The sequence below is a fragment of the Paraburkholderia kirstenboschensis genome (genome assembly GCF_032806925.1).
Classification (GTDB): domain Bacteria; phylum Pseudomonadota; class Gammaproteobacteria; order Burkholderiales; family Burkholderiaceae; genus Paraburkholderia; species Paraburkholderia kirstenboschensis.
Genome location: NZ_CP136513.1, coordinates 4072306 through 4098314 on the forward strand (window position 1 = coordinate 4072306; position 26009 = coordinate 4098314).

General features: G+C 61.5%; 27 protein-coding genes. 15 read left to right on the forward strand and 12 right to left on the reverse strand.

Features of this window, described 5'->3' with window-relative positions:
- Positions 1-9 precede the first annotated feature (9 nt).
- The 11 genes from RW095_RS40940 (at position 10) to RW095_RS40990 (ending at position 9106) form a co-directional block, all read left to right on the forward strand.
- Positions 10-1500, forward strand: coding sequence for an NADH-quinone oxidoreductase subunit M (locus RW095_RS40940; RefSeq protein WP_317021218.1), 1491 nt, complete (start codon positions 10-12; stop codon positions 1498-1500).
- A gap of 24 nt (positions 1501-1524) precedes the next feature.
- On the forward strand, positions 1525-2997 hold the full coding sequence (gene nuoN, locus RW095_RS40945; RefSeq protein ID WP_317021219.1) for an NADH-quinone oxidoreductase subunit NuoN: 1473 nt from the start codon (positions 1525-1527) through the stop codon (positions 2995-2997).
- Positions 2997-3293, forward strand: coding sequence for a DUF2818 family protein (locus tag RW095_RS40950; protein ID WP_091795792.1), 297 nt, complete (start codon positions 2997-2999; stop codon positions 3291-3293). Before nuoN ends, RW095_RS40950 begins: the two co-directional genes overlap by 1 nt.
- A 43-nt stretch (positions 3294-3336) precedes the next feature.
- Positions 3337-3927, forward strand: a complete 591-nt coding sequence (locus tag RW095_RS40955) for an NUDIX hydrolase (RefSeq protein ID WP_317021220.1) — start codon at positions 3337-3339, stop codon at positions 3925-3927.
- Between the two features lie 319 nt (positions 3928-4246).
- A complete protein-coding gene (locus RW095_RS40960; protein ID WP_317021221.1) occupies positions 4247-4492 on the forward strand; it encodes a hypothetical protein in 246 nt (81 codons plus the stop codon).
- 46 nt (positions 4493-4538) lie between these two features.
- Entirely contained in the window at positions 4539-5063 is a 525-nt protein-coding gene (locus RW095_RS40965; protein ID WP_128594725.1) for a helix-turn-helix transcriptional regulator, read from the forward strand.
- Between the two features lie 263 nt (positions 5064-5326).
- Entirely contained in the window at positions 5327-5752 is a 426-nt protein-coding gene (locus RW095_RS40970; RefSeq protein ID WP_317021222.1) for a DUF1178 family protein, read from the forward strand.
- 48 nt (positions 5753-5800) lie between these two features.
- Positions 5801-6997 carry an acyl-CoA dehydrogenase family protein gene (locus tag RW095_RS40975; protein WP_317021223.1) on the forward strand — a complete coding sequence of 399 codons (1197 nt, stop codon included), beginning with the start codon at positions 5801-5803 and terminating at the stop codon, positions 6995-6997.
- Positions 6998-7007: 10 nt separating this feature from the next.
- Complete coding sequence (locus RW095_RS40980) at positions 7008-8135, forward strand: acyl-CoA dehydrogenase family protein (RefSeq protein WP_317021224.1); 1128 nt, start codon at positions 7008-7010, stop codon at positions 8133-8135.
- A 36-nt stretch (positions 8136-8171) separates the two neighbouring features.
- Positions 8172-8630, forward strand: a complete 459-nt coding sequence (locus tag RW095_RS40985; RefSeq protein WP_128584795.1) for a MaoC family dehydratase — start codon at positions 8172-8174, stop codon at positions 8628-8630.
- Positions 8631-8632: 2 nt separating this feature from the next.
- Positions 8633-9106 (forward strand): MaoC family dehydratase, encoded by a 474-nt coding sequence (locus RW095_RS40990; RefSeq protein WP_317022857.1) that lies wholly within the window; start codon positions 8633-8635, stop codon positions 9104-9106.
- 90 nt (positions 9107-9196) lie between these two features.
- Here RW095_RS40990 and RW095_RS40995 read toward each other — a convergent pair whose 3' ends face one another.
- From RW095_RS40995 to RW095_RS41020, 6 genes are all read right to left on the reverse strand, one after another.
- Positions 9197-9898, reverse strand: coding sequence for a glutathione binding-like protein (locus RW095_RS40995; RefSeq protein ID WP_128594728.1), 702 nt, complete (start codon positions 9896-9898; stop codon positions 9197-9199).
- Positions 9899-10043: 145 nt separating this feature from the next.
- On the reverse strand, positions 10044-11300 hold the full coding sequence (locus RW095_RS41000) for an acyl-CoA dehydrogenase family protein (protein WP_317021225.1): 1257 nt from the start codon (positions 11298-11300) through the stop codon (positions 10044-10046).
- A 104-nt stretch (positions 11301-11404) separates the two neighbouring features.
- Complete coding sequence (locus RW095_RS41005; RefSeq protein ID WP_317021226.1) at positions 11405-12511, reverse strand: phosphotransferase; 1107 nt, start codon at positions 12509-12511, stop codon at positions 11405-11407.
- A gap of 20 nt (positions 12512-12531) precedes the next feature.
- Complete coding sequence (locus tag RW095_RS41010; RefSeq protein WP_128584790.1) at positions 12532-13248, reverse strand: histidine phosphatase family protein; 717 nt, start codon at positions 13246-13248, stop codon at positions 12532-12534.
- A 10-nt stretch (positions 13249-13258) separates the two neighbouring features.
- On the reverse strand, positions 13259-14047 hold the full coding sequence (locus tag RW095_RS41015) for an oxepin-CoA hydrolase, alternative type (protein ID WP_128594732.1): 789 nt from the start codon (positions 14045-14047) through the stop codon (positions 13259-13261).
- The gene (locus tag RW095_RS41020; RefSeq protein WP_317021227.1) at positions 14044-15609 is read right to left on the reverse strand and encodes a 3-hydroxyacyl-CoA dehydrogenase; all 1566 of its coding nucleotides are present in this window, start codon (positions 15607-15609) and stop codon (positions 14044-14046) included. The genes RW095_RS41015 and RW095_RS41020 overlap by 4 nt, the downstream gene beginning before the upstream one ends.
- Before the next feature lie 122 nt (positions 15610-15731).
- Here RW095_RS41020 and RW095_RS41025 point away from each other — a divergent pair, with 122 nt between their 5' ends.
- Positions 15732-16379, forward strand: a complete 648-nt coding sequence (locus RW095_RS41025) for a glutathione S-transferase family protein (RefSeq protein WP_317021228.1) — start codon at positions 15732-15734, stop codon at positions 16377-16379.
- A 109-nt stretch (positions 16380-16488) separates the two neighbouring features.
- Here RW095_RS41025 and RW095_RS41030 read toward each other — a convergent pair whose 3' ends face one another.
- A complete protein-coding gene (locus RW095_RS41030; protein WP_317021229.1) occupies positions 16489-17661 on the reverse strand; it encodes a pyridoxal phosphate-dependent aminotransferase in 1173 nt (390 codons plus the stop codon).
- A gap of 124 nt (positions 17662-17785) precedes the next feature.
- Entirely contained in the window at positions 17786-18301 is a 516-nt protein-coding gene (locus RW095_RS41035) for a putative toxin-antitoxin system toxin component, PIN family (protein ID WP_317021230.1), read from the reverse strand.
- Between the two features lie 57 nt (positions 18302-18358).
- Between RW095_RS41035 and yaaA the strand changes: the two genes are divergently transcribed.
- Complete coding sequence (gene yaaA / locus RW095_RS41040) at positions 18359-19141, forward strand: peroxide stress protein YaaA (RefSeq protein ID WP_317021231.1); 783 nt, start codon at positions 18359-18361, stop codon at positions 19139-19141.
- Positions 19142-19206: 65 nt separating this feature from the next.
- The gene (locus tag RW095_RS41045; protein ID WP_317021232.1) at positions 19207-20361 is read left to right on the forward strand and encodes a M14 family metallopeptidase; all 1155 of its coding nucleotides are present in this window, start codon (positions 19207-19209) and stop codon (positions 20359-20361) included.
- A 186-nt stretch (positions 20362-20547) separates the two neighbouring features.
- Here RW095_RS41045 and RW095_RS41050 read toward each other — a convergent pair whose 3' ends face one another.
- The 4 genes from RW095_RS41050 to RW095_RS41065 all read right to left on the reverse strand — a co-directional run bounded on the left by RW095_RS41050 (position 20548) and on the right by RW095_RS41065 (position 24455).
- Positions 20548-21177 (reverse strand): BspC domain-containing protein, encoded by a 630-nt coding sequence (locus RW095_RS41050; RefSeq protein WP_317021233.1) that lies wholly within the window; start codon positions 21175-21177, stop codon positions 20548-20550.
- Positions 21178-21366: 189 nt separating this feature from the next.
- Complete coding sequence (locus RW095_RS41055; protein ID WP_317022858.1) at positions 21367-22041, reverse strand: energy-coupling factor ABC transporter permease; 675 nt, start codon at positions 22039-22041, stop codon at positions 21367-21369.
- A 109-nt stretch (positions 22042-22150) separates the two neighbouring features.
- Entirely contained in the window at positions 22151-23029 is an 879-nt protein-coding gene (locus tag RW095_RS41060; RefSeq protein ID WP_317021234.1) for a response regulator transcription factor, read from the reverse strand.
- Positions 23030-23240: 211 nt separating this feature from the next.
- Positions 23241-24455: a DUF2863 family protein gene (locus tag RW095_RS41065; RefSeq protein WP_317021235.1), complete on the reverse strand. Its 1215-nt coding sequence runs from the start codon at positions 24453-24455 to the stop codon at positions 23241-23243.
- A 270-nt stretch (positions 24456-24725) separates the two neighbouring features.
- Here RW095_RS41065 and RW095_RS41070 point away from each other — a divergent pair, with 270 nt between their 5' ends.
- On the forward strand, positions 24726-25841 hold the full coding sequence (locus RW095_RS41070; protein WP_317021236.1) for an AI-2E family transporter: 1116 nt from the start codon (positions 24726-24728) through the stop codon (positions 25839-25841).
- The last annotated feature ends 168 nt before the right edge of the window (positions 25842-26009 follow it).

Here is a 26009-nt window from a genome sequence, read left to right on the forward strand (position 1 = left end):
GGGACACTAATGCACGCTTATCCGATTCTCAGTATCGCCATCTGGTTGCCGATCCTTTTTGGCCTGCTGGTTCTGGCCATCGGTTCTGACCAGAACCCGGGCCCCGCGCGCTGGGTCGCGCTGATCGGCTCGGTCGCCAGCTTCATCGTGACGATCCCGCTGATCACCGGTTTTGATTCGAGCAGCGCAGATCTGCAGTTCGTCGAAAAGGCGAACTGGATTGAACGATTCAACATTACGTATCACCTTGGCGTCGACGGCATTTCGATGTGGTTTGTCGTGTTGACCGCGTTGATCACCGTGATCGTTGTGATCGCCGCGTGGGAAGTGATCACGAAGAACGTGGGCCAGTATCTCGCGTCGTTCCTGATCCTGTCGGGCATCATGGTCGGCGTGTTCAGCGCGGCCGACGGCATGCTGTTCTACGTGTTCTTCGAAGCGACGCTGATCCCGATGTACATCATCATCGGCGTGTGGGGCGGGGCGAACCGCGTGTACGCGGCGTTCAAGTTCTTCCTGTACACGTTGATGGGTTCGCTGCTGATGCTGGTCGCGCTGCTGTATCTGTACGTCCAGACTGGCACGTTCGACCTCGCGACCTGGCAGCATGCACAGATCGCGATGACGCCGCAGGTGCTGCTATTCATAGCGTTCTTCTTGGCATTCGCCGTGAAGGTGCCGATGTGGCCGGTTCATACGTGGTTGCCTGACGCTCACGTCGAAGCGCCGACGGGCGGCTCGGTGGTGCTGGCGGCGATCATGCTCAAGCTCGGCGCATACGGTTTCCTGCGCTTCTCGCTGCCGATCGCGCCGGACGCTAGCCACTTTCTCGCGCCGGTCGTCATCACGCTGTCGCTGATCGCGGTGATCTACATCGGTCTCGTCGCGATGGTGCAGACCGACATGAAGAAGCTGGTCGCGTATTCGTCGATCGCGCACATGGGCTTCGTCACGCTCGGCTTTTTCATCTTCAATCAGCTCGGCGTTGAAGGCGCGATCGTCCAGATGATTTCGCACGGCTTCGTGTCGGGCGCAATGTTCCTGAGCATCGGCGTGCTGTACGACCGCATGCACTCGCGTCAGATCGCGGATTACGGCGGCGTCGTCGATGTCATGCCGAAGTTCGCGGCCTTCGTGATGCTGTTCTCGATGGCGAATTGCGGCTTGCCGGGCACCTCCGGTTTCGTCGGCGAATTCATGGTGATTCTGGCTGCCGTCCAGTACAACTTCTGGATCGCGGGCGGCGCGGCTGTCACCCTGATTCTCGGCGCGGCCTATACGTTGTGGATGTACAAGCGCGTGTACTTCGGCGCGGTCGCGAACGACCACGTGAAGAGCCTTGTCGACATCAGCCGCCGCGAGTTTTTCATGCTGGCAGTGCTTGCCGCACTGACACTGTTCATGGGCCTGTATCCGAAGCCCTTTACCGATGTGATGCACGTATCCGTGGAAAACCTCCTCTCCCACGTTGCGCAGTCCAAGCTGCCGTTGTCTCAGTAACGCAGAGCGGAGGAATTAAAGACCATGCAAAACGCCCCTATGACTGCCCTGTTGCCCGACGCGCTGGTGATGCTCGCCGTTGTCGTCGCGTGGCTCAACGACACGTTCGTCGGCCAGGCCGGTCGCCGTACCACGTACTTCATCGCGATCCTGTCGACGCTCGTCGCCGGCATCTGGTTCGCGGTCAATGCGTTCGACCCGTCGGTGCACTACTTCTTCAGCCGCATGTACGTGGTCGACTCGTTCGCGAGCCTGATGAAAGCGGTGGTGACGCTCGGCTACACCGTCACGATCGTGTATTCGCGCCGCTACCTCGAAGATCGCGGCCTGTTCCGCGGAGAGTTCTTCCTGCTGGGCATGTTCTCGTTGCTCGGGCAGCTCGTCATGATCTCCGGCAACAACTTCCTGACGCTGTACCTGGGTCTGGAACTGATGTCGCTGTCGCTGTATGGCGTGATCGCGCTTCGTCGCGAAGCTGCGCCGTCGAACGAAGCTGCGATGAAGTACTACGTGCTCGGCGCGCTGGCTTCCGGCTTCCTGCTTTACGGCATTTCAATGCTGTACGGCGCGACCGGCTCGCTCGACCTGAACGAGGTTTTCAAGGCAATCGGGCAGAGCCATTACGACCCGAGCGTGCTGCTGTTCGGCGTGATCTTCATCGTCGCGGGCGTCGCATTCAAGATGGGTGCCGTGCCGTTCCACATGTGGGTGCCTGACGTGTACCAGGGCGCGCCGACGGCCATGACGCTGCTGGTCGGCGGTGGTCCGAAAGTCGCGGCATTTGCATGGGGTCTGCGCTTCCTCGTGATGGGCCTCTTGCCGCTCGCCGTCGAATGGCAGCAAATGCTGGTGATCCTGGCGGCGCTTTCGCTGATCGTCGGCAATATCACCGGTATCGTGCAGCGCAACGTCAAACGCATGCTCGCGTACTCGGCAATCTCGAACATGGGCTTCGTGCTGCTCGGTCTGCTGGCCGGCGTGGTCGACCATAAGACCACGGGTGCGGCCAGCGCGTACGGCTCGGCGATGTACTACAGCATCGTCTATCTGATCACGACAATGGGTACGTTCGGCGTCATCATGCTGCTCGCACGCCGCGAATTCGAAGCCGACACACTCGAGGACTTCAAGGGCCTGAATCAACGCAGCCCGGTGTTCGCGTTCGTGATGATGGTCATGATGTTCTCGCTTGCCGGCATTCCGCCCGCGGTCGGTTTCTACGCCAAGCTCGCAGTCCTGCAGGCCACCATGAACGCGGGCCTGACCTGGCTGACGGTGCTTGCCGTGATCACGTCGCTGTTCGGTGCGTTCTACTACCTGCGTATCGTCAAGCTGATGTATTTCGACGAGCCGCAAGACAAATCGGCGATCGTGGCCGATACGGGCACCCGCGCGTTGCTCGCGCTCAATGGTGTTGCCGTGCTGGTGCTCGGTATCGTGCCCGACCCGCTGTTGAAGGCTTGCCTGCAGGCTATTCAGCACACACTGTCGTTCTGATGTCCGCTGCTGGCTGGTTTATCGTGCTGTTGGCGCTCGTCGGTGCCAACCTGCCGTTCCTGAATCAGCGACTCTTCGCCGCCGTGCCGCTCAAGGCGGCGAAGAAAAGCGGATGGATCAGGATTGCCGAACTGATCGTGCTGTACTTCGTGGTCGGCGCGTTGGGTTTTTTGCTTGAAGCGCGCGCGGGCAATCGCTTCGAACAGGGTTGGCAGTTCTACGCGATCACATTCGCGCTATTCGTTGTGTTCGCGTTCCCCGGCTTCACCTTCCAGTATCTCGTCAAACGCCGCTGACGGCGTCTCGCCGTCGCGCACCACGCTGTTCCGAGGTCCGCATATGGCTGAACTTCCCGATCACGACGCCGTCCTCACCGAGACTTGTGTCGAGAGCAAAACGGTTCATCAAGGGCCGTTTCTGACGCTCAAGTGCGACACGGTTCGTCTGCCCGACGGCAAACACGCCACCCGCGAATACGTGCAGCATCCGGGCGCCGTGATGGTGATTCCCATGTTCGACGACGGCCGTGTGCTGCTGGAGAGCCAGTATCGCTATCCGATGGGCAAGGTTATGGTCGAATACCCGGCCGGCAAGCTCGATCCGGACGAGGGCGCACTGGCTTGCGCGGTGCGCGAGTTGCGTGAAGAAACCGGCTACACGGCGCGTGAGTACGTCTACCTGACGCGCGTTCATCCCATCATTTCCTATTCCACCGAGTTCATCGACATCTACCTTGCGCGTGGCCTCACGGCCGGCGAGCGCAAGCTCGACGACGGCGAGTTCCTTGAACTCTTTACTGCGACGGTTCCCGAAGTGTCGGAGTGGGTACGGACCGGCAAGATCACCGACGTGAAAACGGTGATCGGCACGTTCTGGCTTGAAAAGGTGTTGTCGGGCGCCTGGCCGCTCGCGCAGGCGCAGTCGAAATAGTCCTTCGCCATCGAGCGCGCAGGCGGGCGCTTGCGTCGCATTCATAAAGCCCCTGTCGGTCGGTGACCGGCGGGGGCTTTTTCGTGGTGAAGTGCCACCAGGCCTCAGAATCTTGCGTGGTGTCTGAACAAAACGCCTTTGTCTTATGCCATCCGGCTGTCTCGCTTCATCGCCGTAGTAACTTTAGTATGGATCTCCGAAAACTTCCTCAGCGATCAAATGTTTCGGATAACGAAGCATATAAGGCGCTTGAGTCGGGCAAGGTAACGCAGGTTGTCACTTGACAACCTGCGTCGCGAGTACTAAATTGGAGGGCAGGATGGTTCGTGGAACCCATGCTAAGAAAGAGATAGAGGCCGCGTTGGCATATGCCGAACGGCGTGGGTGGCGCATACAGGGCGGCGGAAAGGGCCACGCCTGGGGAAAAATGTATTGCCCTTATAAAGAGGCGGAGTGTCGCTGCGGAGAATTCTGCATTTCGAGCATATGGAGTACGCCGAAGAATGCCGTCAATCACGCCAGACACTTGCGGCGCGTTGTCGACAATTGCACGGCGCACCGTTAGCAAACGTTGAATGGCAAGGTCTTGGCTGAACAAGCAGGAGTAGCAAATGGAATATACATTTACGTTGAAGTACAAGCTCGCGGCGCAAGACTGCGATCTTGAGGCGATCGTCGAGAGGTTGGGTGAAGCGGGGTGTGACGACGCCACGGTCGGCGTGGGGCAACCGGGGCGGCTCGCGCTGGTGTTCTCGCGTGAAGGGGCGTCCGCGCTTGAGGCGCTGGTCAGCGCGCTCGGCGACGTTAAGAAGGCGGTGCCGTCGGCACAACTGGTCGAGGCAGGCCCGGACTTTGTGGGACTAACCGACGTAGCGGAGATTGCCGGCGTGTCGCGACAAAACATGCGCAAGCTGATGCTGAGCCATGCGGTCGAATTTCCTCCGCCAGTGCATGAGGGAAGTGCGTCGGTCTGGCATCTGTCAGACGTGCTTGACTGGCTGAACTCGCGCGGCGGCTACGACATCAAGGCGGACGTATTCGACGTTGCCAGATCTGCCAAACAGATCAACCTGGCCAAAGAGGCACGAGGACTTGAGCCACGGCTTAACCGGCGACTGGAATGCCTCGTGGCTTGATTCCGGCAATGAGCCGGGACGGCAACGCAGCTTCGCCGGCAGACCCATCGCGGCGCGGAGCGCCGCCTGTGGTCTGGCGTTGAATTGGCGCTTTCCGAGGTATCGGACCTTCGGCAGCAGTTTGCGCAAAGCGTTAAAATCGCCCACCACGGCTGATCTCCCCGGCAGCGCCTGATCGCGGCGCACCGCGTATGAAGTTTTTACGAACGACCGTTCACAAATATTTGATTTGCGCTAAACTGGCACGCAAGCCCTGATTCCACATGAAGGTCCTCGATTTACAGTGTCCGCACGGCCATCGGTTCGAAGGCTGGTTCGCTTCGGCTGATGACTTCGAATCGCAGCAGTCTCGCAAGCTGGTCGAATGTCCAATTTGCGGCGCGAACGAGGTGAGCCGTTTGCCGTCGGCCCCGCGCCTCAATCTGTCCGGTGCGACCGAAACAAAGGTGCCGGCGGCGCCCGGCGAATTGCAGGCGCGTGTCATGCGCGCATTGCGAGAGGTACTGGAAAAGACTGAGAACGTGGGCGACCGCTTCGCTGAGGAAGCGCGGCGCATTCACTACAACGAAGCGCCCGCACGCAATATTCGCGGTGTCACGACACCAGAAGACGCGCGAGCTTTGATCGAAGAAGGCATCGAAGTGATGCCGTTGCCCGTCCCGGCTGCCTTGAAGGAACCTCTGCAATAGCGCAGTGGCTCTCTGGCGGCGGGCGGTGGCGGCCAGGAGACACTACGTATGAATCTGGACTATTCCCCCTCTGAAAAGGCGTTCCGCGCCGAAATCCGCGTTTGGCTCGAAGCCAACCTGCCTCGCGAACTGGGCGAGAAGGTACTCGACCATAAGCGTTTGAACCGTGAAGACTTCGCAAGCTGGCACAAGCTGCTAGGCACGCGGGGCTGGTCGGCTGTGGCTTGGCCCAAAGAGTATGGCGGCCCCGGTTGGGACGCGACCCAGCGGCACATCTGGGACGAAGAGTGCGCGCGTGTCGGCGCGCCGACGGTATTGCCGTTCGGCGTGTCGATGGTTGCGCCCGTTCTCATGAAGTACGGTAGCGACGCGCAGAAACGCTATTACTTGCCGCGCATTCTCGACGGCACCGACTGGTGGTGCCAGGGCTACTCTGAGCCTGGCTCCGGTTCCGACCTCGCGTCGCTGCGAACACGCGCCGAACGTGTCGGCGACCATTACGTGGTCAATGGCCAGAAGACGTGGACCACGCTGGGGCAGCACGCGGACATGATGTTCTGCCTCGTGCGCACGGACAGCGGCGCGAAAAAGCAGGAGGGCATTTCATTCCTGCTCATCCACATGAGAACGCCGGGTATCACGGTACGGCCAATCATCACGCTCGACGAAGACCATGAGGTCAACGAAGTCTTCTTTGAAGACGTGAAAGTACCCGTCGAAAATCTGGTCGGCGAGGAAAATCGCGGCTGGACTTACGCGAAATATCTGTTGGGACATGAGCGCACCGGAATCGCACGCGTCGGTCAATCCAAGCGCGAACTGGTTTTTCTTAAGCGTCTCGCGCTCCACCGGAACAAGAATGGCAAGCCGCTATTGCACGACCCGGTATTCGGTGCAAAAGTCGCGAATCTCGAAATTGAACTGATGGCGCTTGAGGTCACCGTGCAACGCGTGGTCGCTAATGAAGCGGGCGGACGCGGACCAGGACCGGAGGCGTCAATGCTGAAGATCAAGGGCACGGAGGTGCAGCAAGCATTGACCGAGCTCATGTTCGAAGCTGTGGGCCCTCTTGCCGCTCCCTTTGACGTACCGTTCCTCGAAGGCGAGTGCGACCACAGCATCGCCGGAGATGACGACGCTGCGCCGTTGGCCGCGTATTACTTCAACTTCCGCAAGACGTCGATTTACGGCGGCTCGAACGAAATTCAAAAGAACATCATCGCGCAGATGATTCTCGGACTTTGAGGAGCGGCGCATGGACTTCACTTTCAACGACGAGCAACAGCAACTTGCCAACGCGCTGCGCCGCTATCTGGACAAGAACTACGGCTTCGAGGTGCGCCAGGCGATCGTGCGATCGGATGCGGGGGTTTCCGAAACGCATTGGGCAGCCTTCACGGAATTGGGCTTGACGGCATTGCCGGTGCCGGAGGCCCAAGGCGGCTTCAATGGCGGAGCCGTCGATATGCTGGTCGTCATGCAGGAGCTCGGTCGTGCGTTGGTGGTCGAGCCTTACCGGGCCACCGCAGTTGGCATCGAGGCACTGCGTCTTGCCGGCACGGGGCAGGGCGAGGACGCGTCGCTGCTAGAGCGCGCGGCCCAGGGCGAGATCAAGCTCTCCGTGGCGTTTCACGAACCGCATGCGCGCTACGATCTGTTCGAGATTGCGACAGCCGCGACCTCGCAAGGCGAGCAGCACACGCTTACCGGCACGAAGTCGGTCGTGCTGCACGGTGCGCAGGCGAATTACTGGATCGTGCCCGCGCGTTCGAGTGGCGAGATCGCGCTATTCATCGTGGCGCGCGACGCTGCAGGCGTGAAGGTCACCGATTACCGAACCATCGACGGACAACGCGCGGCGACGCTCGAATTCGACGGCACCCCCGCACGCCGTTTAAGCGGCCAGCACTCAGGCGCGGCGGCGTTGGAGCACATCGCGGACTACGGCACGTTGCTCCTGTGTGCGGAAGCGGTCGGCGCGCTCGATGCATTGAACGCCGCAACCGTCGACTACACAAAAACGCGCCAGCAGTTCGGCCAGCCGATTGCGCGCTTTCAGGCATTGCAGCACCGCATGGTCGAGATGCTGATTCACGCCGAGCAGGCGCGCTCGGTGACCTACCTGGCCGCAATGCGCTATTCGAGCGAAGCCGCCGATGAGCGCCGCCGCGCGATCTCTGCCGCGAAAGTACGCGTGGGGCAAGCGGCCCGTTTCGTCGGCCAGCAGGCGGTTCAGTTGCATGGCGGCATGGGCGTGACGAACGAGGTCGCGGCCGCGCATCTGTTCAAACGTCTCGCGATTATTGAAACCACATTGGGCGATGTCGATCATCACCTCGCGCGGTTCGCCGCGCTGCCCGGTTTTGCCAGCACCGAAGTTTGAGTGACCGATTCAATCGACCCGCAAGGAGATAGAGCGATGGCTTTGAGTTACGAGGACATGACGGTCGGCTCGACGACCGAGATCGGCAAGCATACTTTCACGCGCGAGGAGATCGTCGAATTCGCTGAGAAGTTCGATCCGCAGCCGTTCCATCTGAACGAGGCCGCGGCTGAGGCGTCGCCGTTTCGCGGATTGGTGGCGAGCGGCTGGCATACGTGTTCGGTCATGATGGGCATGCTGGTGCGTAACGCGCTGGCGGACTCCACGTCGATGGGATCGCCCGGCATCGACGAAATACGCTGGCTCAAACCGGTGCGCGTCGGCGATACGATCACCATGACGAATTCCGTGCTCGACAAGCGCATCTCGGAAAGCAAACCCGATCGGGGCATTGTGTCCACGCAATGGGCGGGCATCAACCAGCATGGCGAGACGGTCGTTACGGTGCGCTCCAAAGGAATGTTCGGACTGCGCAATCCGGGCGCTGCGTCGTGACAATGGAGAGTACGCCACCGGCTACCGCGTTTCGGAATGCCGCGGCGTTGCGTGCGCTTGTCGGAGCGGCGCCGCTCGTTAGCGACTGGGTGACGATCGATCAGCCGAGCGTCGATCGTTTCGCGCAAGCCACCGGCGACCACCAATGGATTCACGTGGATCCGGAGCGGGCGCGGCGCGAGTCGCCATTCGGCGGCGCGATTGCGCACGGCTTCATGACCCTCTCGCTGATCCCCGCACTGCTGGCAAAAACGGTACGGCTCGAACAACGGATGGGCGTGAACTACGGGTTGAATCGCGTGCGGTTTACTTCGCCGGTACTCGTCGGCTCGCAATTGCGCGCACAGTTCGCCGTCGCGTCCGTTGCCGACGTGGATAATGCTGGCGTGCAAGTGGTGTGGAATGTCACGTTGGAGCGGCAGGGCAGCGAGCGGCCGGTGTGCGTCGCTGAGTTCATCACTCGCCACTATTTTTGACGCCCCGCAGTCGGTATGAAAAGGCGGCGTGAACGGCACGCCTCGCCGGCTCACGGGTGCTTGCCATGTTGCCGCCCCATACCTCAACCTCTAGTGCTTCGCGTATTGCGTCGCGCCGAACAGCACTTCTTTAGCCTTGTCGTCCATTAGCGGCTTGCGAGCGGACGCCAGCACTTCGACGCCGCGTACAACCGCCGGGCGCGCCGCGATTTCCTCATGCCATCGCTTCACATTCGGAAACGCGTCCAGTTCGATGCCCTGGTTTTGCCACGAGCGGGTCCACGGGAACGAAGCGATGTCCGCAATCGTATAGTCGTTTCCGGCGAGGTACTGGGTCTTGCCAAGCTGCTTGTCCATGACGCCATACAGGCGCCGCGTTTCGTTCGTATAGCGGTTGATCGCGTACTCGATCGGCTCGGGCGCGTAGACACGGAAGTGGTGTGTCTGTCCGAGCATCGGACCGAGGCCGCCCATCTGAAACATCAGCCATTGCAGTACGGAATAGCGCGCAGCCGGATCGGTCGGCAGAAAGCGGCCCGCTTTCTCGGCGAGATAAATCAGGATCGCGCCGGACTCGAACAACGCGAACGGTTTGCCGTCCGCGCTCCGCGGACCCTCGGAATCCACAATGGCGGGAATCTTGTTGTTCGGACTGATATCGAGAAATTCGGCCTTGAATTGATCGCCAGCGCCGATGTTCACTGCGTGCACCGCGTACTCGAGTCCCGTCTCCTCGAGCATGATATGAACCTTGTGGCCGTTCGGGGTCGCCCAGCTATAGACGTCGATCATCCTCGCTCCTTTCGTTCTGTAAAGCGGCGCCCCGAGGAGCGCCGCGCTTGACGAAAATTAGAGCATAGATCGCACGATGATGCTGGCGGCGCCACACATGCGCGCTTGCCAGCAGTACTCGAAACGAAGTTCGAGCAAGACGTCGTCAGGCGCGCGCAGCCGGCGTCTCCACAGCCGCCGCGCCAGGCTCGATGTAACGCGCGAGCTCGAGTTTCGCGATTGCATTGCGATGCACTTCGTCCGGACCATCGGCGAAGCGCAAGGTTCGCGCGGATGCGTAAGCGTAAGCCAGCGGGAAGTCGTCGCTGACGCCGCCGCCGCCGTGCGCCTGAATGGCCCAGTCGATCACTTGACACGCCATATTCGGCGCCACAACCTTGATCATCGCGATCTCACCGCGCGCGCCCTTGTTGCCGGCGGTGTCCATCATGTATGCGGTTTTGAGCGTGAGCAACCGTGCCTGTTCGATCATGCAGCGCGCCTCGGCGATGCGTTCCTGCGTGACGCCTTGCATGGCAACGGGCTTGCCGAACGCGACGCGTTGCATCGAGCGTTTGCACATTAATTCGAGCGCGCGCTCCGCAAGTCCGATCAGACGCATGCAATGGTGGATGCGTCCCGGTCCGAGACGTCCTTGTGCAATCTCGAAGCCGCGGCCTTCGCCGAGCAGCATGTTGGTCGCAGGCACGCGTACATTGTCGAGCGTGATTTCCATATGGCCATGCGGTGCGTCGTCGTAGCCGAAAACGGAAAGAGGGCGGTGTACCGTGACGCCTGTGGCGTCGGCGGGCACCAGGATCATTGACTGTTGCTGATGGCGCGGTGCCTCGGCATCGGTCTTGCCCATCACGATATAAATCTTGCAGCGCGGATCGCCCGCGCCCGAAGACCACCACTTGTGGCCATTGATCACGTAGTAGTCGCCATCGCGCACGATGCTGGTCTGGATATTGGTGGCATCGGACGACGCGACTTCCGGCTCCGTCATCAGAAAGGCGGAACGAATCTGCCCTTGCAGAAGCGGTTCGAGCCATTCGCGTTTGTTCTCTTCGCTGCCGTATCGCTCGATCGTTTCCATGTTGCCGGTGTCGGGTGCATTGCAATTGAACACCTCCGGCGCCCACGGCACCCGGCCCATGATTTCACAGAGCGGCGCATATTCGAGGTTGGTCAATCCGGCGCCGCGCACCGAGTCGGGTAGGAACAGATTCCACAAGCCCGCGTCGCGCGCATTCTGCTTGAGTTGCTCGATCAGTTCAGTCGGCTGCCATGCGTTGCCGTTCTGCCGGTTTTGCGCAATCTCCGCATAGAACGCTTGTTCGTTCGGGTAAATGTGCTCGTCGAAGAAGGCGAGCAGTTTTTCGCGCAATGCCTGAACTTTCGGCGTGTAATCGAAATTCATCTATGGACCTCGCGGATAACGGACGAAATTTAATGTGGGCGCTGTTTACTGAGCGCAGGCGTGCTCAAAAGTCTCTAAGCGTGTTCAAGCGTACTCGAGCGCGGTCAACGCACTTTCTGCGCATATTGCCAGGCGAGTTCGGCCATCGGCTTCGCACGCCGGCCGGCGTCTAGCGCCTGCGCGCTGGCCGCAGTGCCGTCGACCACACGCTTCATGATTCCCTGCAGAATCGCGGCGATCCGGAACATGTTGTACGCGAGGTAGAAATTCCAGTCGCCGTGAATTTCAAAGCCGGTGCGCTTGCAATAGCGCTCGACGTACTGCTGTTCGTCGGGAATGCCGAGCACCGCCCAATCGAGACCTGCGATGCCGCGAAACTGCGCGGGATCGACATGCCACGCCATGCAGTGATAGGCGAAGTCGGCAAGCGGATCGCCTAGCGTGGACAGTTCCCAATCGAGTACGGCAAGCACTTTCGGTTCCTCGCGATCGAAGACGAGGTTATCGAGCCGGTAGTCGCCATGCACGATCGACGCGCGCTCGCCGGATTCGGTCGGCATGTGCTGCGGCAGCCATTCGATCAGGCGCTGCATTGCGTCGATAGGCTCGGTTTCGGACGCAAGGTACTGCTTGCTCCAGCGGCCGATCTGACGCGCGAAATAATTGCCCGGCTTGCCGTAGTCCGAAAGCCCCACGCTCGACGGATCGACACTGTGCAGCGCTGCAATCACGCGGTTCATCTCGTCGTAGATTGCGCTTCGTTCACCGGCAGTCATGCCTGGCAGCGACTGGTCCCACAGCACGCGGCCATCGACGAACTCCATCACATAGAATGCGCGGCCTATCACGCTCTCGTCCTCGCACAGGGCGAGCATTTGCGCGGCAGGCACGTCGGTGTTGGCGAGCGCATGCATCACGCGGTATTCACGCTCGACCGCGTGTGCAGACGGCAACAACTTTGCCGCCGGTCCAGGCTTTGCGCGCATCACGTAAGCTCGCGACGGCGTGACCAGTTTGAATGTGGGATTCGACTGGCCGCCGGCGAACTGCTCGACCGTAAGCGGTCCGGAGAATCCATTGACATGTTGCGAGAGCCAGGCGGCGAGCGCTTCGCCGTCGAAGCGCTGCCGCTCATTGACCGGGCGCGTGCCCTCGAAGGCTGAGTAGTCCGCTTGCTGTTCCGGCTCGCCGCTTTGTGTGGCTTGCACCATGTGTCTCCTCCGGTTTGAGTTCAGCTACGCGTGTATTGGATGAATTGTGCGTAGAGGATTTCCATCGTCGTATTTCGGATGTCGCGATGCAGCGGCGACGGCGGCGAATAATTGATCGCGCGCAGCACCCAGTCGCGCGGTGCTGCGCCGACGTCGAGCGCGTTAATGCAGCCGGTCGCCTGCGCGAGATGGCCGAAAAAAGTGCGTCCGCCCGCGGTAAGCGCATGCGACAGGATCGCGCGATTCACGCCGCCATGCAGCACTAGTAGAACCGTGTCCCACGAGGTGTCCTCGCGAAGTGCCGCCACGGCGGGCAGCACGCGATCGAACAACTCGCCGATCGTCTCGCCGTCGAGAAAGCGCGTGCTTTCCGGCACGATGCCGTCGAACACACCGAGAAACGCGGCCTCGATATCCTCCAACGGAATATGGCGCAGCTTGCCGCCGCGAATCTCCTGCCATGCAGGCTCGATTTCTAGTGTGACCTGCTGACCCGTCTCGGCCAGCACGCGCTGCGCGGTTTCAACAGTGCGCGGCAAGCCGCTCACGATCACGCGATCGAACCGAACCTGCTGCTCTGCGAACACGCGGCCCGCCGCGCTCGCCTGCTCGCGGCCATTGGCGTTGAGCGGTACCGTTTCGGGATCGATCGTGCGGCCTGAGTCGTCAAAGTAAGTCACGTCGCCGTGACGCATTAAAAAAATGCGGCGGCGTTTAGGTAACTGATAAGCGGGCATGGTCCCTCGCTCACTTATAAACGGGCGCGCGTTTTTCGAGGAACGCAGAAATGCCTTCGAGGCCCTCCCGATGATGCAGCGACGCGACGAAGTTATCGCGCTCTGCGACCAGATGATCGGAAAGCGGCTGCGTGCCGGCGGCACAGACGAGTGTCTTGATACGCGCGACCGAGTTCGGCGAGATCTTGCCGAGTTCGTCGGCCCATGCGACTGCGGCATCGCGCGCGGTGCCCGGCTTCGTCAGTTTGTTGACGACGCCTAGTTCGTGCAAGCGTGCCGCGCCGATCGGCTTGCCTTCGATCAGCACTTCCGTCGCCAGCTGGCGAGGCAAGGCTTGCGCGAGAAACCATGAGCCGCCGCCGTCGGGCGTGAGGCCGACGCGGGCATACGACATCACGAATTTGGCGTCGTCGGCCGCGACGATCAGGTCGCATGCCAGAGCCAGCGAGAAGCCGGCGCCGGCTGCCGCGCCGTCGACGGCGGCAATCACAGGTTTCGAAGAGAGCCGCAGCGCCGAGATCCACTCGGCTAGCAAATCGATACTCTGCGCCTGGACTGAAGGATCTTTCGCGCGGTTCTCGAGCAGACGGTTCAGATTGCCGCCAGCGCAGAAGAAATTGTCCGCGCCCGCGATCACCACGGCGCGGATCGACGGATCACGTTCCACGGAATCGAGCGCCTCGATGCCGGCCGCGTACATGTCGGGGTGCAATGCGTTGCGTGCACCCGGGTTCGACAGCGTGAGTACTAGCGTCGATTCGCTTTCGGTGGGGCGCGAGGTCAGCAGTTCGGCGCTCATTGTCGGGTCTCCGTGTTCTCTGTTTGAGTGTCGGCGGCGTCGCACTGAGTCAGCGACATGCCAAGTTGCGCGCGTCGCGCGAGCCACGGCGAGGGGCGGTAGCGTGGATCGCCGAGCACGTCGAACATATTGCGCAGGATAGTGAGGATGGTTTTCGCACCGAGCGCGTCGCCGAGCGCGAGCGGCCCGCGTGGATAGGCGAGGCCGAGCGTGACAGCGAGGTCGATGTCCTCCGGCGTCGCGATCTGCTTTTGCGCGATATCGCAGCCGATGTTGACAATCGTAGCCACCACGCGTTGCGCGACGAAGCCGGTGGAATCGCGAATCACGGTGACGGGCACGCCATCGGCCGAAAAAAGCGCTTGTCCTGCGTCACGCGCGGCACGGGTTGTCGCGGGCGTGGTCATCAACGTACGGCGCTGCGCGCCGACGAGCGGAAAGAGCGCGTCGATAGCCACGACGCGGCTCGCGTCCAGCGCTTCGTCGACCGCGGCCGTGGTCGCGTCGTGACCGAACGGCGTGACGACGATCAGCGAGTCCGCAGCGGGCGAGGCGCCGTCGTCGAGCTTCACGCCGGCTTTGCCGACGAGTTCAACGACGGCCCGGTACGCCTCGGGATAGCGTTTGCTGACCCATACGCTTGCCGGCAGCGTGGCCGGTGCGGGGGCTTCGGCAGGCGCCTGCTGCTTGCCGTCTTCATAACGATAAAAACCTTCGCCCGTCTTGCGGCCAAGCAGTCCACCCGCGAGCCGCGTGCCGGTGATAGGCGAGGGCGTGAAGCGCGGCTCTTCATAGAACTGATGGTAGATCGACTCCATTACCGGATGCGATACGTCGAGCGCGGTCAGATCGAGCAATTCGAACGGGCCGAGACGAAAGCCCGCCTGCTCGCGCATGATCCTGTCGATATCGACGAAGCTCGCCACGCCTTCGCCCGCCACGCGCAGACCCTCGGTGTTCATGCCGCGGCCCGCGTGATTGACGATGAAGCCGGGCATGTCTTTCGCACGCACCGGCGTGTGGCCCATGCGGCGCGCGAGGTCCATCAATGCGTCGCCTGCATGGCGGTCGCTGCGCAGGCCGTCGATCACTTCGACGACTTTCATCAGCGGGACCGGATTGAAGAAGTGATAGCCGACCACGCGCGAGGGATTCGTGCAGCCGGCCGCGATTGCCGTGATGGATAGCGACGACGTGTTCGACGCGAGCACGCAACGTCCGCTCACCACGGTCTCGAGCTCGCGAAAGAGCGCCTGCTTGACTTCCAGCTTCTCGACGATGGCCTCGACGACCAGATCGCAATCCGCCAGATCGTTGATGGCATGCGCGGCCGTGACGTTGGCGAGCGCCGCGAGCGAGCGCGCCTGCTCGAGCTTGCCTTTGGCGGTCAGTTTGGCGAAAGTTTCGGCGAGGTAGTCGCGTGCGGCGCCGATAGCGGCGGGGTTGGCGTCGTACAGACGCACGGTGAGGCCCGCGAGCGCAGCGATCTGTGCGATGCCGCGGCCCATTGCTCCGGTTCCGACAATGCCGATGGTCTCTATGCTGAAGTTGCGAGAGGTCATTGTGTTGCTCGACTCCATGGTTATTTTAGAATAGCGCGCTCGTACAATTCATTTGACGATCGCCCGAAGGCCGCCTTCCATCCATTCGGCGGTCTCACACACCCAAAAGGAAGGAGACAACGATGATCAGGCTCTGCGGGTTCGCGCTCTCCAACTACTACAACAAGGTGAAGTTCGTTCTGCTCGAACACGGCATAGAGTTCGAGGAGGTGTTCGTACAGCCGAGCCAGGACGAGGCCATGCTCGCACACTCGCCGCTTGGCAAAGTACCTTATCTGCAAACCGAAGAGGGCGATCTTTCGGAATCGCAATGTATTGTCGAGTACCTGGCCGCGCGCTTTCCCGACAAGCCGATTTTTTCCGCCGATCCATGGGAGGCCGCCAAGGAGCGCGAGTTGATCATGTTCGTCGACGTGCACCTGGAACTGACGGCACGCAATCTGTACAAGGAAGCATTTTTCGGCGGCACGCTGACCGACGCAACCAAGGGCCGGGTCAAGAAGCTGCTGGCGCATCACATTGCGGGCTTCAGGCGGATCGCCAGATTCACACCGTATTTGTGTGGGGAACGGTTCAGTGTCGCGGACGCAGCGGGCTACGTGAGTTTGCCGCTCGTCGGCATGGCCACGCAGGCAATCTACGGTCGCGATTTCCTGCTCGACGCGGGTCTCGACTGGAAGAGCTACGTGACGACGATCAACAGCCGCCCCGCCGCGCAGCGTGTGACCGAAGACCGGAAGGCGTACATTGCGGCGTCGCGTCCGGCCTGACGCATAGCCCTGTGAGATCCAACGCGAACCGCGATGCGTAACGCACGTGTTGACGGTTGCGCGCGATGGCGAGGAACGTGGGTTCGTTCGCAGCATCGCGCGTGACATGCTAGAGGCGCGCGAGCCGTTCGAGCGCGGTGGCGAGCGTGCTTTCCTGCTTCGCGAAACAGAAGCGCACGACGCCCGACTCATGCGCTTCGTGGTAGAAGGCCGACACGGGAATGGCCGCGACGCCGATTTCGCCCGTCAGCCACTGTGCAAATTCTGCTTCGGGCAGATCGCTGATTGCCGAATAATCGACGCACTGGAAGTACGTGCCGGTACACGGCAATAGTTTGAAGCGTGAATTCGCGAGGCCGGCGCGGAAGAAGTCACGCTTTCTCTGATAGAACGCCGGCAGTTCGAGATAGGGCGCCGGGTCCGTCATGTACTCGGCCAGTCCGATCTGCATGGGCGTATTCACTGTGAACACGTTGAACTGATGCACTTTGCGAAATTCAGCGGTGAGCGCGGCCGGCGCCGCGACATAGCCGACTTTCCAGCCAGTCACGTGATACGTCTTGCCGAAGCTCGACACGACAAAACTGCGCTGCGCCAGTTCCGGATAACGGGCCACGCTCTCGTGCGGCGCTCCGTCGTAGACCATGTGTTCATATACTTCGTCCGACAGGATCAGCACGTTGGTGCCGCGCACGATTTCTTCGAGCTTGCGCATGTCTTCGGCGCGCCAGACGGTGCCGGTCGGATTGTGCGGCGTGTTGATCAGCAGTAGCCGCGTTTTCGGCGTGATCGCGGCGGCGAGCTTGTCGAACGGGATCGCGTAGTCCGGGGCGTCGAGCGTGACGAATACCGGCTTGCCGCCCGCCAGTTCGATCGACGGAAGGTAGCTGTCATACGTCGGCTCGATCACGATCACTTCGTCGCCGGGATGGACCGCGCAGAGAATCGCCGTGAGCAGTGCCTGCGTCGCTCCGGCCGTGACCGTTATTTCGGTGGTGGCGTCGTAGCGGCGGCCGTACACGTTTGCGATCTTGTCCGAGATAGCCTCGCGCAGCGGCGCGGCGCCCGCCATCGGCGGATACTGGTTGTGGCCGTCGCGCATCGCGCTCGCAACCGCATCCACGATTCGTGGATCGCAGCCGAAGTCGGGAAAGCCCTGGCCGAGATTGACTGCGCCTTTTTCGGCGGCGAGCGCGCTCATAACGGTGAAGATCGTCGTGCCCACATTCGGCAGACGCGACGGAAACGAGGGACTCATGGGCGTGTCGTGAGGTGCATTCATGGCGCTATTCGGGCGTGACGAGTGAGTGGACGAGGGCATCGTTTTCAAACCGGCGAAGCCTGATTGTAGGGAATAGCGGCAGTGCGTGCGCGCCCGCGGTGTGCCGTTGGCCGTTCGGCCAGGGTTATACCGGACTTTCCACCGGTGCGGCGGCCCCGCTTGTCGAACCGCTGATCGGACCAGCAAGCAAAGCGGCGAACGGCGCCGGCTGTGCAATCTGAAACCCGAAATCGCGTGCGATCCGCTTCGCGAGTTTCAGCACCGCGCGATCTTTCGACACGAGCCAGTCCGCGTGGGCGGCGTGCGCGAGTTCGAGAAATTTCTGATCGTCGCGGTCTTTGCATTTCGGCAACGGCCGTGAGTCTTCGGGCTCGCCGTCGAGCTCGACCACTTGTGCGAGCCGCGCGACGACGGCGAGCGCGGCGGACTTATCCACGTTGCGATCGACGAATTGCGGATAGTCCAGCACGTAAGTGAGTTCGGCGAGGCAGCGGGCGTCGATCAGTGCGGCGAGCGTGCCGTTTTCGAGCGCGGCGCGAATTGGCCGCGTGTGCGGGTCGTCGAACACGAGAATGTCGATCCAGACATTCGAATCGAGAACGACGCGCAAAGCGCTGTGTGAGGCATGGGAACCGGGCATTCGTTACAATCTGGCTTTCGTCTTTGACCGCCAGGCACGGCGTGCCTGCAAGCCTCTATGATAATCGTTCTGTCGCCGGCGAAATCGCTCGACTACGAAACTCCACCGCACGTCAAAAAACACACAATCCCCGATTTCGTCGACGATGCCGCCGAATTGATCGGCGGTTTGCGCCGTTTGTCGCCACAGCAGATCGCTTCGCTGATGAGCATTTCCGACCAGCTGGCGCACCTCAATTTCGAGCGCTACGCGCAGTGGTCGCCGCGCTTCGGCACGGACAACGCGAAGCAGGCCGTGCTTGCGTTCAATGGCGACGTGTACGAGGGCTTCAACGCGAAGACTCTGTCCTCGGCAGATCTGGATTTTGCGCAGAACCATGTGCGCGTGTTGTCAGGACTCTATGGCTTGCTGCGCCCGCTCGATCTGCTGCAGCCGTACCGGCTGGAAATGGGCACACGCCTGCCCAATCCGCGCGGCAAAGACCTTTACGCGTTCTGGGGCGAGCGGATCACGCAGGCGTTGAACGCTCAATTGAAAAAACGCGCGGCAAAATCGCGTGTGCTCGTGAATTGCGCGTCGGGCGAATATTTCAAGTCGGTCAAGCCGAAGCTGCTTGAAGCACCGGTCATCACGCCCGTGTTCGAGGACTGGAAGGGCGGCCGCTACAAAATCATCAGCTTTCATGCGAAGCGGGCTCGGGGTTTGATGGCGCGCTACGCGGTAGAAAACCGCCTGGACGAGCCGGAGCAGCTGAAGGGGTTTGACGCTGAAGGCTATGCGTTCGACGCCGAAGCCTCCAACGATTCCACGTACGTATTTCGCCGCCGCGTCGCTGAATAAGCGGGGTGCCGCCCAGCGGGGTGCCGCCCAGCGGACTGCCGCCCACATATGCAGGAAATGACATCATGAGTGCATCGATTACGAGCAACTTCGACGCGGGCGCGATCGAGGTGCTGTCTTGCGCCGAGGCTGGCAATATCCGCTTGCGCGTGCGGCCAGACAGCCACGCGGAGTTCGCGCAATGGTTCTACTTCCGGCTCTCCGGCGCCGCGGGCGAGCGCTGCGTGATGACCTTCGAGAATGCGGCGGCGTGCGCGTTCGCGGAAGGCTGGCGCGACTACCAGGCCGTCGCCAGCTACGACCGCGTGAACTGGTTTCGTGTGCCCACGTCGTACGACGGCCGTGTGCTGACGATCGACCACACGCCGGAATTCGATCGCATTTATTACGCGTACTTCGAGCCGTATAGCGAGGAACGCCATTCCGAGTTCCTCGGCGCAGTTCAACAGATGCCGCAGGCCACGCTTACCGAGTTGGGCAGGACCGTCGAAGGCCGACCGGTGTCGCTGCTCACGCTCGGCACACCGCAAACCGGCGACGTCGCCAGGAAAAAGATCTGGCTGATCGCGCGTCAGCATCCCGGCGAGACCATGGCTGAATGGTTTATCGAAGGACTCGTGAAGCGGCTCGTGGGCTGGGGCGATTGGGCGGGCGATCCGGTTGCGCGCAAACTGTACGATCACGCGGTGTTCTACATTGTGCCGAACATGAACCCGGACGGCAGCGTGCGCGGTAACCTGCGCACCAATGCGGCCGGCGCCAATCTGAACCGTGAGTGGATGGAGCCGGACGCCGCGCGCAGTCCCGAGGTGCTGGTAGTGCGTGAGGCGATTCACGCAACCGGCTGCGACCTCTTTTTCGATATTCACGGCGATGAGGCGCTGCCTTACGTCTTCGTGGCCGGCTCGGAGATGCTGCCGGGATTCACTGAGCGGCAAGGCGAGGAACAAAGGGCGTTTATCGAAGCGTTCAAACAGGCAAGCCCTGATTTCCAGGACAAGTATGGGTACGCCGCGAGCAAGTATCGCGAAGATGCGCTCAAGCTAGCTTCGAAATATATCGGCAACGAGTTCGGCTGCCTTTCATTGACGCTCGAGATGCCGTTCAAGGACAACGCCAACTTGCCGGACGAACGGGTGGGCTGGAACGGCGAGCGCAGTGCGTCGCTCGGTGCGGCGATGCTGCAAGCCATCTTGCGGCACGTGGAGACGTTTGCCTGAGTTCGCCGCATCGAAGAGGGCACACATGGATTGCGTGCGTGCCTTTTTTGTTGGCTGTCTGAGCGGCCAGCCGGTTCATGCGCCTTACCGGTTTGCCGATAGTGGTCGCGGATTCGCAGGATCGCCGAATTCAGTAACGCTGGCGGCGCGCAATGTGGCTCACACGATTGACAGCGTTATCCGGTCCTACTGCTTTTTCTTCGCTGACGCATTCTTGCTGGACGACTTGCCCGAAGTGCTTTTCGACGACTTCGCGGAACTCTTCTTCGCGCCTTTGCCGCTTGCCGCGTGCTTGCCGTTTGCCCCGTGATGTTTGCCCGATGCTGCGCCTGACGGTGATGGCTCTGAGCTGCGCGCCCGCGCCGGAGGCACCGGGTCGTTCCAGCTGAACGCCAACATTTGCGCGCCGACATAGCCGCAGCGGAACTTCAGGTCGGCAGCGTCGCCCCCGCCGCTTTGACGGATGCCGAGCCCTTCGACGGTGACGATGTTGTCTACCTTGACGCGTTGCTTGCCTTCGTCGAACGAATCGTTCCACGGTGTGATTGCGGCGTGCGCGCTGTCGAACGAACTTGGTGGAAACTCGACATGATCGAACGCGGTCGAGGTGCTCGCGACAAAATTGCCATGCGCGGCGCAATCCGCGACGAGCGGATCGGCATGCATTTCATTCACAAATCTGTTGACGAGATCGTTGTGCTGTTCAAGTTGATCGGCGAATGCGGGCGCGGTGCATGCGAAGGAGAGGCTCGCTGCGAGTGTTGCCAACCGGCCGACCAGCCGCAGCAATCGGCGCGGTACGTTGGTGCAATCCATCTAGTTCGTTAGGCGTTATGGAGACGTGAGGCACGTAAGATGCCTGGCGGCAGGGTTGAGTTCAATCGTGCCGCAACTATTTTTCGGCCGCGGTTTTCGCCGCGCTTTGCGATGCCCGGCGCGCGAGTGAACGCATTGGCGCGACAAGCTCACGAGCACGTGGAGTGCGCCTTGAGCGTCGCGCCGGTCTCACGTGCGTGGTCCGCCGAGCCGGTATCGCCGCACATCATAAGTGGTGACCCAGGCAGGGCGGTAGACGGCGATCAATGCCGTGGACATTCCCGTGAACCATGCCTCGCCGGTGGCCAGGAGAAGTACGCTCAGCGCGTAGCCTGCGGGCACGACGGTCGCTGAGCCGTCGGCGAGCGCTACGTGAACGCCGAGCGCCGCAACTGCGGTGAGCGACACTGCGATAGCCGGCGACACGAAGCCTTGGCCGAAGATGAACATGAAAAGATTGCGCGGCAGCCACGCGATGCTTGCGCGCTGAAGCAATGTCGAAATGCCGACCGGCACCGCGCCGAACACGAGGAAAGTGAGTGCGATGCCTTGCCACGGAGCGTCGAAGATCAGGCCGGCAAGGCCAGTGACCACCGCCATTGCAATCAAAGCCAGCGCCCAGTCGAATAGCGTCACGACAAGGGTTGCGCCGAGCAGGTGCATGACGGTGCCGTCGTCGAGCCAGGCGTTGCTGGCCCACAGTACCGACACGGCGACGATGATCGCCAGCCAGACATGTTGCAACGTGCCGTCTTGAAGTCGTTTGAAAGGGTTTTTCCACAGCGCGAGCGCGACCACTATCGCAGTGACAATCCAGCCACCGACAGCGATCCAGAACGGAAGCGGTGTGTAGAGGAAACCCATGAGTCTCATATTACTCGTTGGACGAGAAAAGGTGTGAGCGGATTCCATGCCAGCCGATGCACGCGCTGGCACAAGTCGCGCATCACGCTACTGACGCGCAGGCATCACCTCACGTGGAGCCCTCCGTGACCGGCTCGGACGGGAGCTCCGCCGCGGACGCGTCGTCATAGGGCGTGCCCGGTTCGGCTGCCATCGGCAAGGGAGCGGTTGAATCGTTGGCGGATAGCGGGTACTGGAAGCGCCGCCGTGTGGCGCGCCGCAGCGGCACCGAGCCGGCCTGGCCCATGACGGGCCGGAGCAGGCTTTCTGCGTTGCTGCGCAGCACTTGCAAGTGGTTTGTCAGCCAACCGTTGTAGAGCGCGACAGCGGCGGCGCGATTCGGCGCGCCCAACTGCTGGAATATGCTGGTTAAATGAATCTTGACGGTGCCCTCGCTAATACCCAATGTGCGCGCGATCATCTTGTTGGTGCTGCCCATATGGACGCAGCGCATGATCTGCTCCTGGCGAGGCGAGAGTCCATTCGACAATCTGGTCCGGCGCGGTGGCGGGCTCTTCTCGTCGAACGGGCGGATAGCGGTATCCGCTGGGAGCGGCGGGTTGAGCGCCAGCGCGCCGGACGGCACGTAGTGCCCTCCGAGCATCACCATTTCGAAGGCGCGCACGATCAGGCACGGATCGGTTTCGCGCGGCACGACGCCTAGCACGCCCTCGTCCATGAGATTGCTCACCACCTTCGGCGAAATTTTGTCCGTCAGCACTGCAATGCGCAGATGCGGGTAGTGGCTAAGCAGGTTGCGGATGTCGATCACCGACATCCAGTCCTGCCAGTCGACCACGAGCAGGTCGGGCCACTGACGCTTGAGCGTGCGCTCGACCTGGCGCCAGTCTTGTGCTTCGTTAAAACGCGCTAACCGGTTGATTTGCCGTAACAGCGCTTTGAGGCCGTCGCGTCGTTCCGCGTCTGAGTTGAGTATCGAGAATCGCATGCATGTCTCCAGATGAATCGGGCGAAGTGGCGCGATGCATTCGCCAGGCGTTGGGTCCGGGCGGGTGTGCGATGCGTCGCCGTCCCTATGATGACAAATTCCCTTCGATTTGACGGCCTGTCCAAAAGGCATAGGAAGAATGACGCACAAAAAACCCCGCACGCGGCGGGGCTTGTCAACGAACTGCGATACGCCGAAGGCGCGCGGCTGCCTAGTGGAAGTGCGGCTGCGCGGGTTCGGCGTCTTCCGGCATTTCCGCGTGGACAATCTCGCCGAGCGGATCGGCGTACAACGGCACGCCGCAGTCATCGCAATATTCAGGCTCGAACCGGCCTGCGTGGCGGCGCACGTCTGTCACGCCGGTTTCCTTGAGCAGCGCGACGATTTCCTCGAGGGGAGCGTCCGGCGGTGCGGTTTCCTCCGGCTCCTCGTCGATGCCGGCTTCACCGTTTTCGCGGCCATACAGGGGCCATACGACGCCGTAGATCACCTCATTGCTGCCGCGGCGCGTAAAGCCGACGCGGTATTCGTCGATGCGGCGCTCGCCGAAGCCCGCAACCACCGCGCGCAGGTCCTGCGGCGCGGCGCCAATTGTGTCGAACAGATAACGCACGGCGGTGCGCACGGTGTGAGGGCGCACGCGTTCGTCGGCGTCGCGGCATGCCGAGTAATAGGCATCCGGCAACAGACACTCGAACTCGCAACCGGGCAGCACCAGCGACAGGTTGGCGCCGCCTTGCGTGGCCCATTGCTCGAGGCACTGCCCTCGTTCGATGCGGGTGCCGTGCTCCTCCTCTTGCCAGCGAAACGTGGGCTCGCCGACGGGCGCCGCGACCACGGCGAGCAGGAAGCGCGGGTCAGCCAGAATAGGCGAGGTTTCCGGCAGCTCGCCGAAGTTGAGCTTGAGGTTGCCGCCGGCCATGGCTGCCTGTGCAAGCTGCTGGGCAATGCGCCAGGTTTCGACGTGATGGCGCGGCAGTTGGTCGATGCTGTAAAGGAATGGCGCCATGGCGACACGCGTGTTCGCTGCGAGCACGTGAGCCTGCAGGTGTGCGCGCAAAGCGTCGGCAGCGTCGGCTTTGAGCGGCCCTGACGGAATCATGTAGCGAGTCCAGGCGAGGATGGGTGCCGCAATCAGCAACGCCTCATAAGCCACGCCTTCATGCTCGACGACGAACGACTCGCTGTGCGTTTCCGCCATGTCCGCCAGCGCGCCATAAGCGTCGGGATGATTCTGCTGCAGATGGTCGAGGGCTGCGTCGAGCGTAGTCTGATTGGCGTTGCGCACGATTTTGGCCAGCAGCGCGTCGAGTTTCGCTTCCCAGAAGCGGTCTTCGGTGCGGCTGCCCGACGCGAAAAGCGCGAGCGAGAGACCGACAAGCTTGTCGGCATCGGGGGGGAGACGTTTGGCGATTCGCGAGCGCATAAATCCGGAAGTTGGGTGCACAGAACCTTTTATTGTAGTCGTTTCCGTGGCGCCATATTGTTTGGCGCGCGGTGCCGGAACGATTCGGACGTTTCTGCGCGAAAAATCGGACCGTCGGCGTAGGTTCGATCGTGCTTCCGCCGTGAATTCGTCAAATAATATAAGACGGTCAGAGAGCGAAAGTGGCTTCTGTATACTGGCCGGTTTGACGGGCGCCGAACCAGGGCGTACGTACTTGTCGCCTCGGTCTGGCGTAACGGGAGATTCATTGTGAAATCGGACCAACTGATTGAACGCCTGGCCGCGGTGTTCACGCTGATCATTCTCGTGGGCGGCTCGTTGCTGGTCCTCGCGCCATTCACGACCGCTTTGCTATGGGGCGCGATTCTCAGCTACAGCTCCTGGGGACTCTACCGCAGGCTGACTTCGGCACTTGGCGGTAGGCGCAAGTCGGCTGCCACGTTGATTGTGTTCATTATTCTGATCGTGGTTCTCGGGCCGTTCGTCTACGCGGGGTTTGCTTTTGGCGCGCACGTTCACGACATAGTTGCTCTGGTTCAAAGGTTGTTCGAAGCAGGTTTGCCCGATTTGCCGCCTTGGATAGCGCGCGTTCCGGTGATCGGGTCGAGCATCGAGAGCTTCTGGGAGCGTCTGACAAGCAGCAATTCCGAACTGATAGCGCAGTTGCGTACGCTTGCGGCGCCCGCCGGCAGGTGGATCCTTGCGGCAGCCATTGCGGTCACGCACGGTCTTGGCCTGTTGGCGCTGAGCATCGTGCTGGCTTTTTTCTTTTATACCGGCGGAGAGGGTGCGAGCGCGTGGCTGAACGCGGGCATGCGGCGTATCGCCGGTGAGCGTGCCGATTACCTGTTGGCGCTCGCGGGCAGTACAGTCAAGGGCGTCGTCTATGGAATTCTGGGCACTGCGCTCGTTCAGGGAATTCTTGCGGGGTTCGGCTGCTGGATCGCTGGTGTGCCGGCGCCTGCGTTACTCGGACTAGCGACGTTTTTCCTGTCGGTAATCCCGGGAGGCCCGGTGATCGTATGGTTGCCTGCGGCAATCTGGCTCTACCACGGCGGTGCGACAGGGTGGGCGGTCTTCCTGGTGGTGTGGGGTGTTCTCGTTGTCGGCATGTCCGACAACGTCATCAAGCCGATTCTGATCGGCAAGAATAGCGACATGCCGTTGATCCTGGTCATGCTGGGTATTCTGGGCGGCGCGTTCGCTTTCGGCTTCCTCGGTGTTTTTATCGGGCCGACCTTGCTGGCAGTCGCGTACACGGTGCTGCACGACTGGACCATCGGAGCAACCGCTGGCGGTACGTTGGTGCCGGGTGCCAAACCTGCCGTTGCGGAAGAAGTTGGCCGGATAGAAAAGGCGCCTTGAATAAAAGCAGATAACGCTTGCAAGCCGCTGATCGGCTCGCTAGAATCTCACTCTTTCGTGCTCCGGACGCCGGGGCACGGGAAGCGGGAGAGCCAGCAGTGGCAAGGCTTCCAGCGGTCGCAGCAGGTTCAGTCAGTAACAAAAACCTGTTGACGGCGCAGCCGGAGT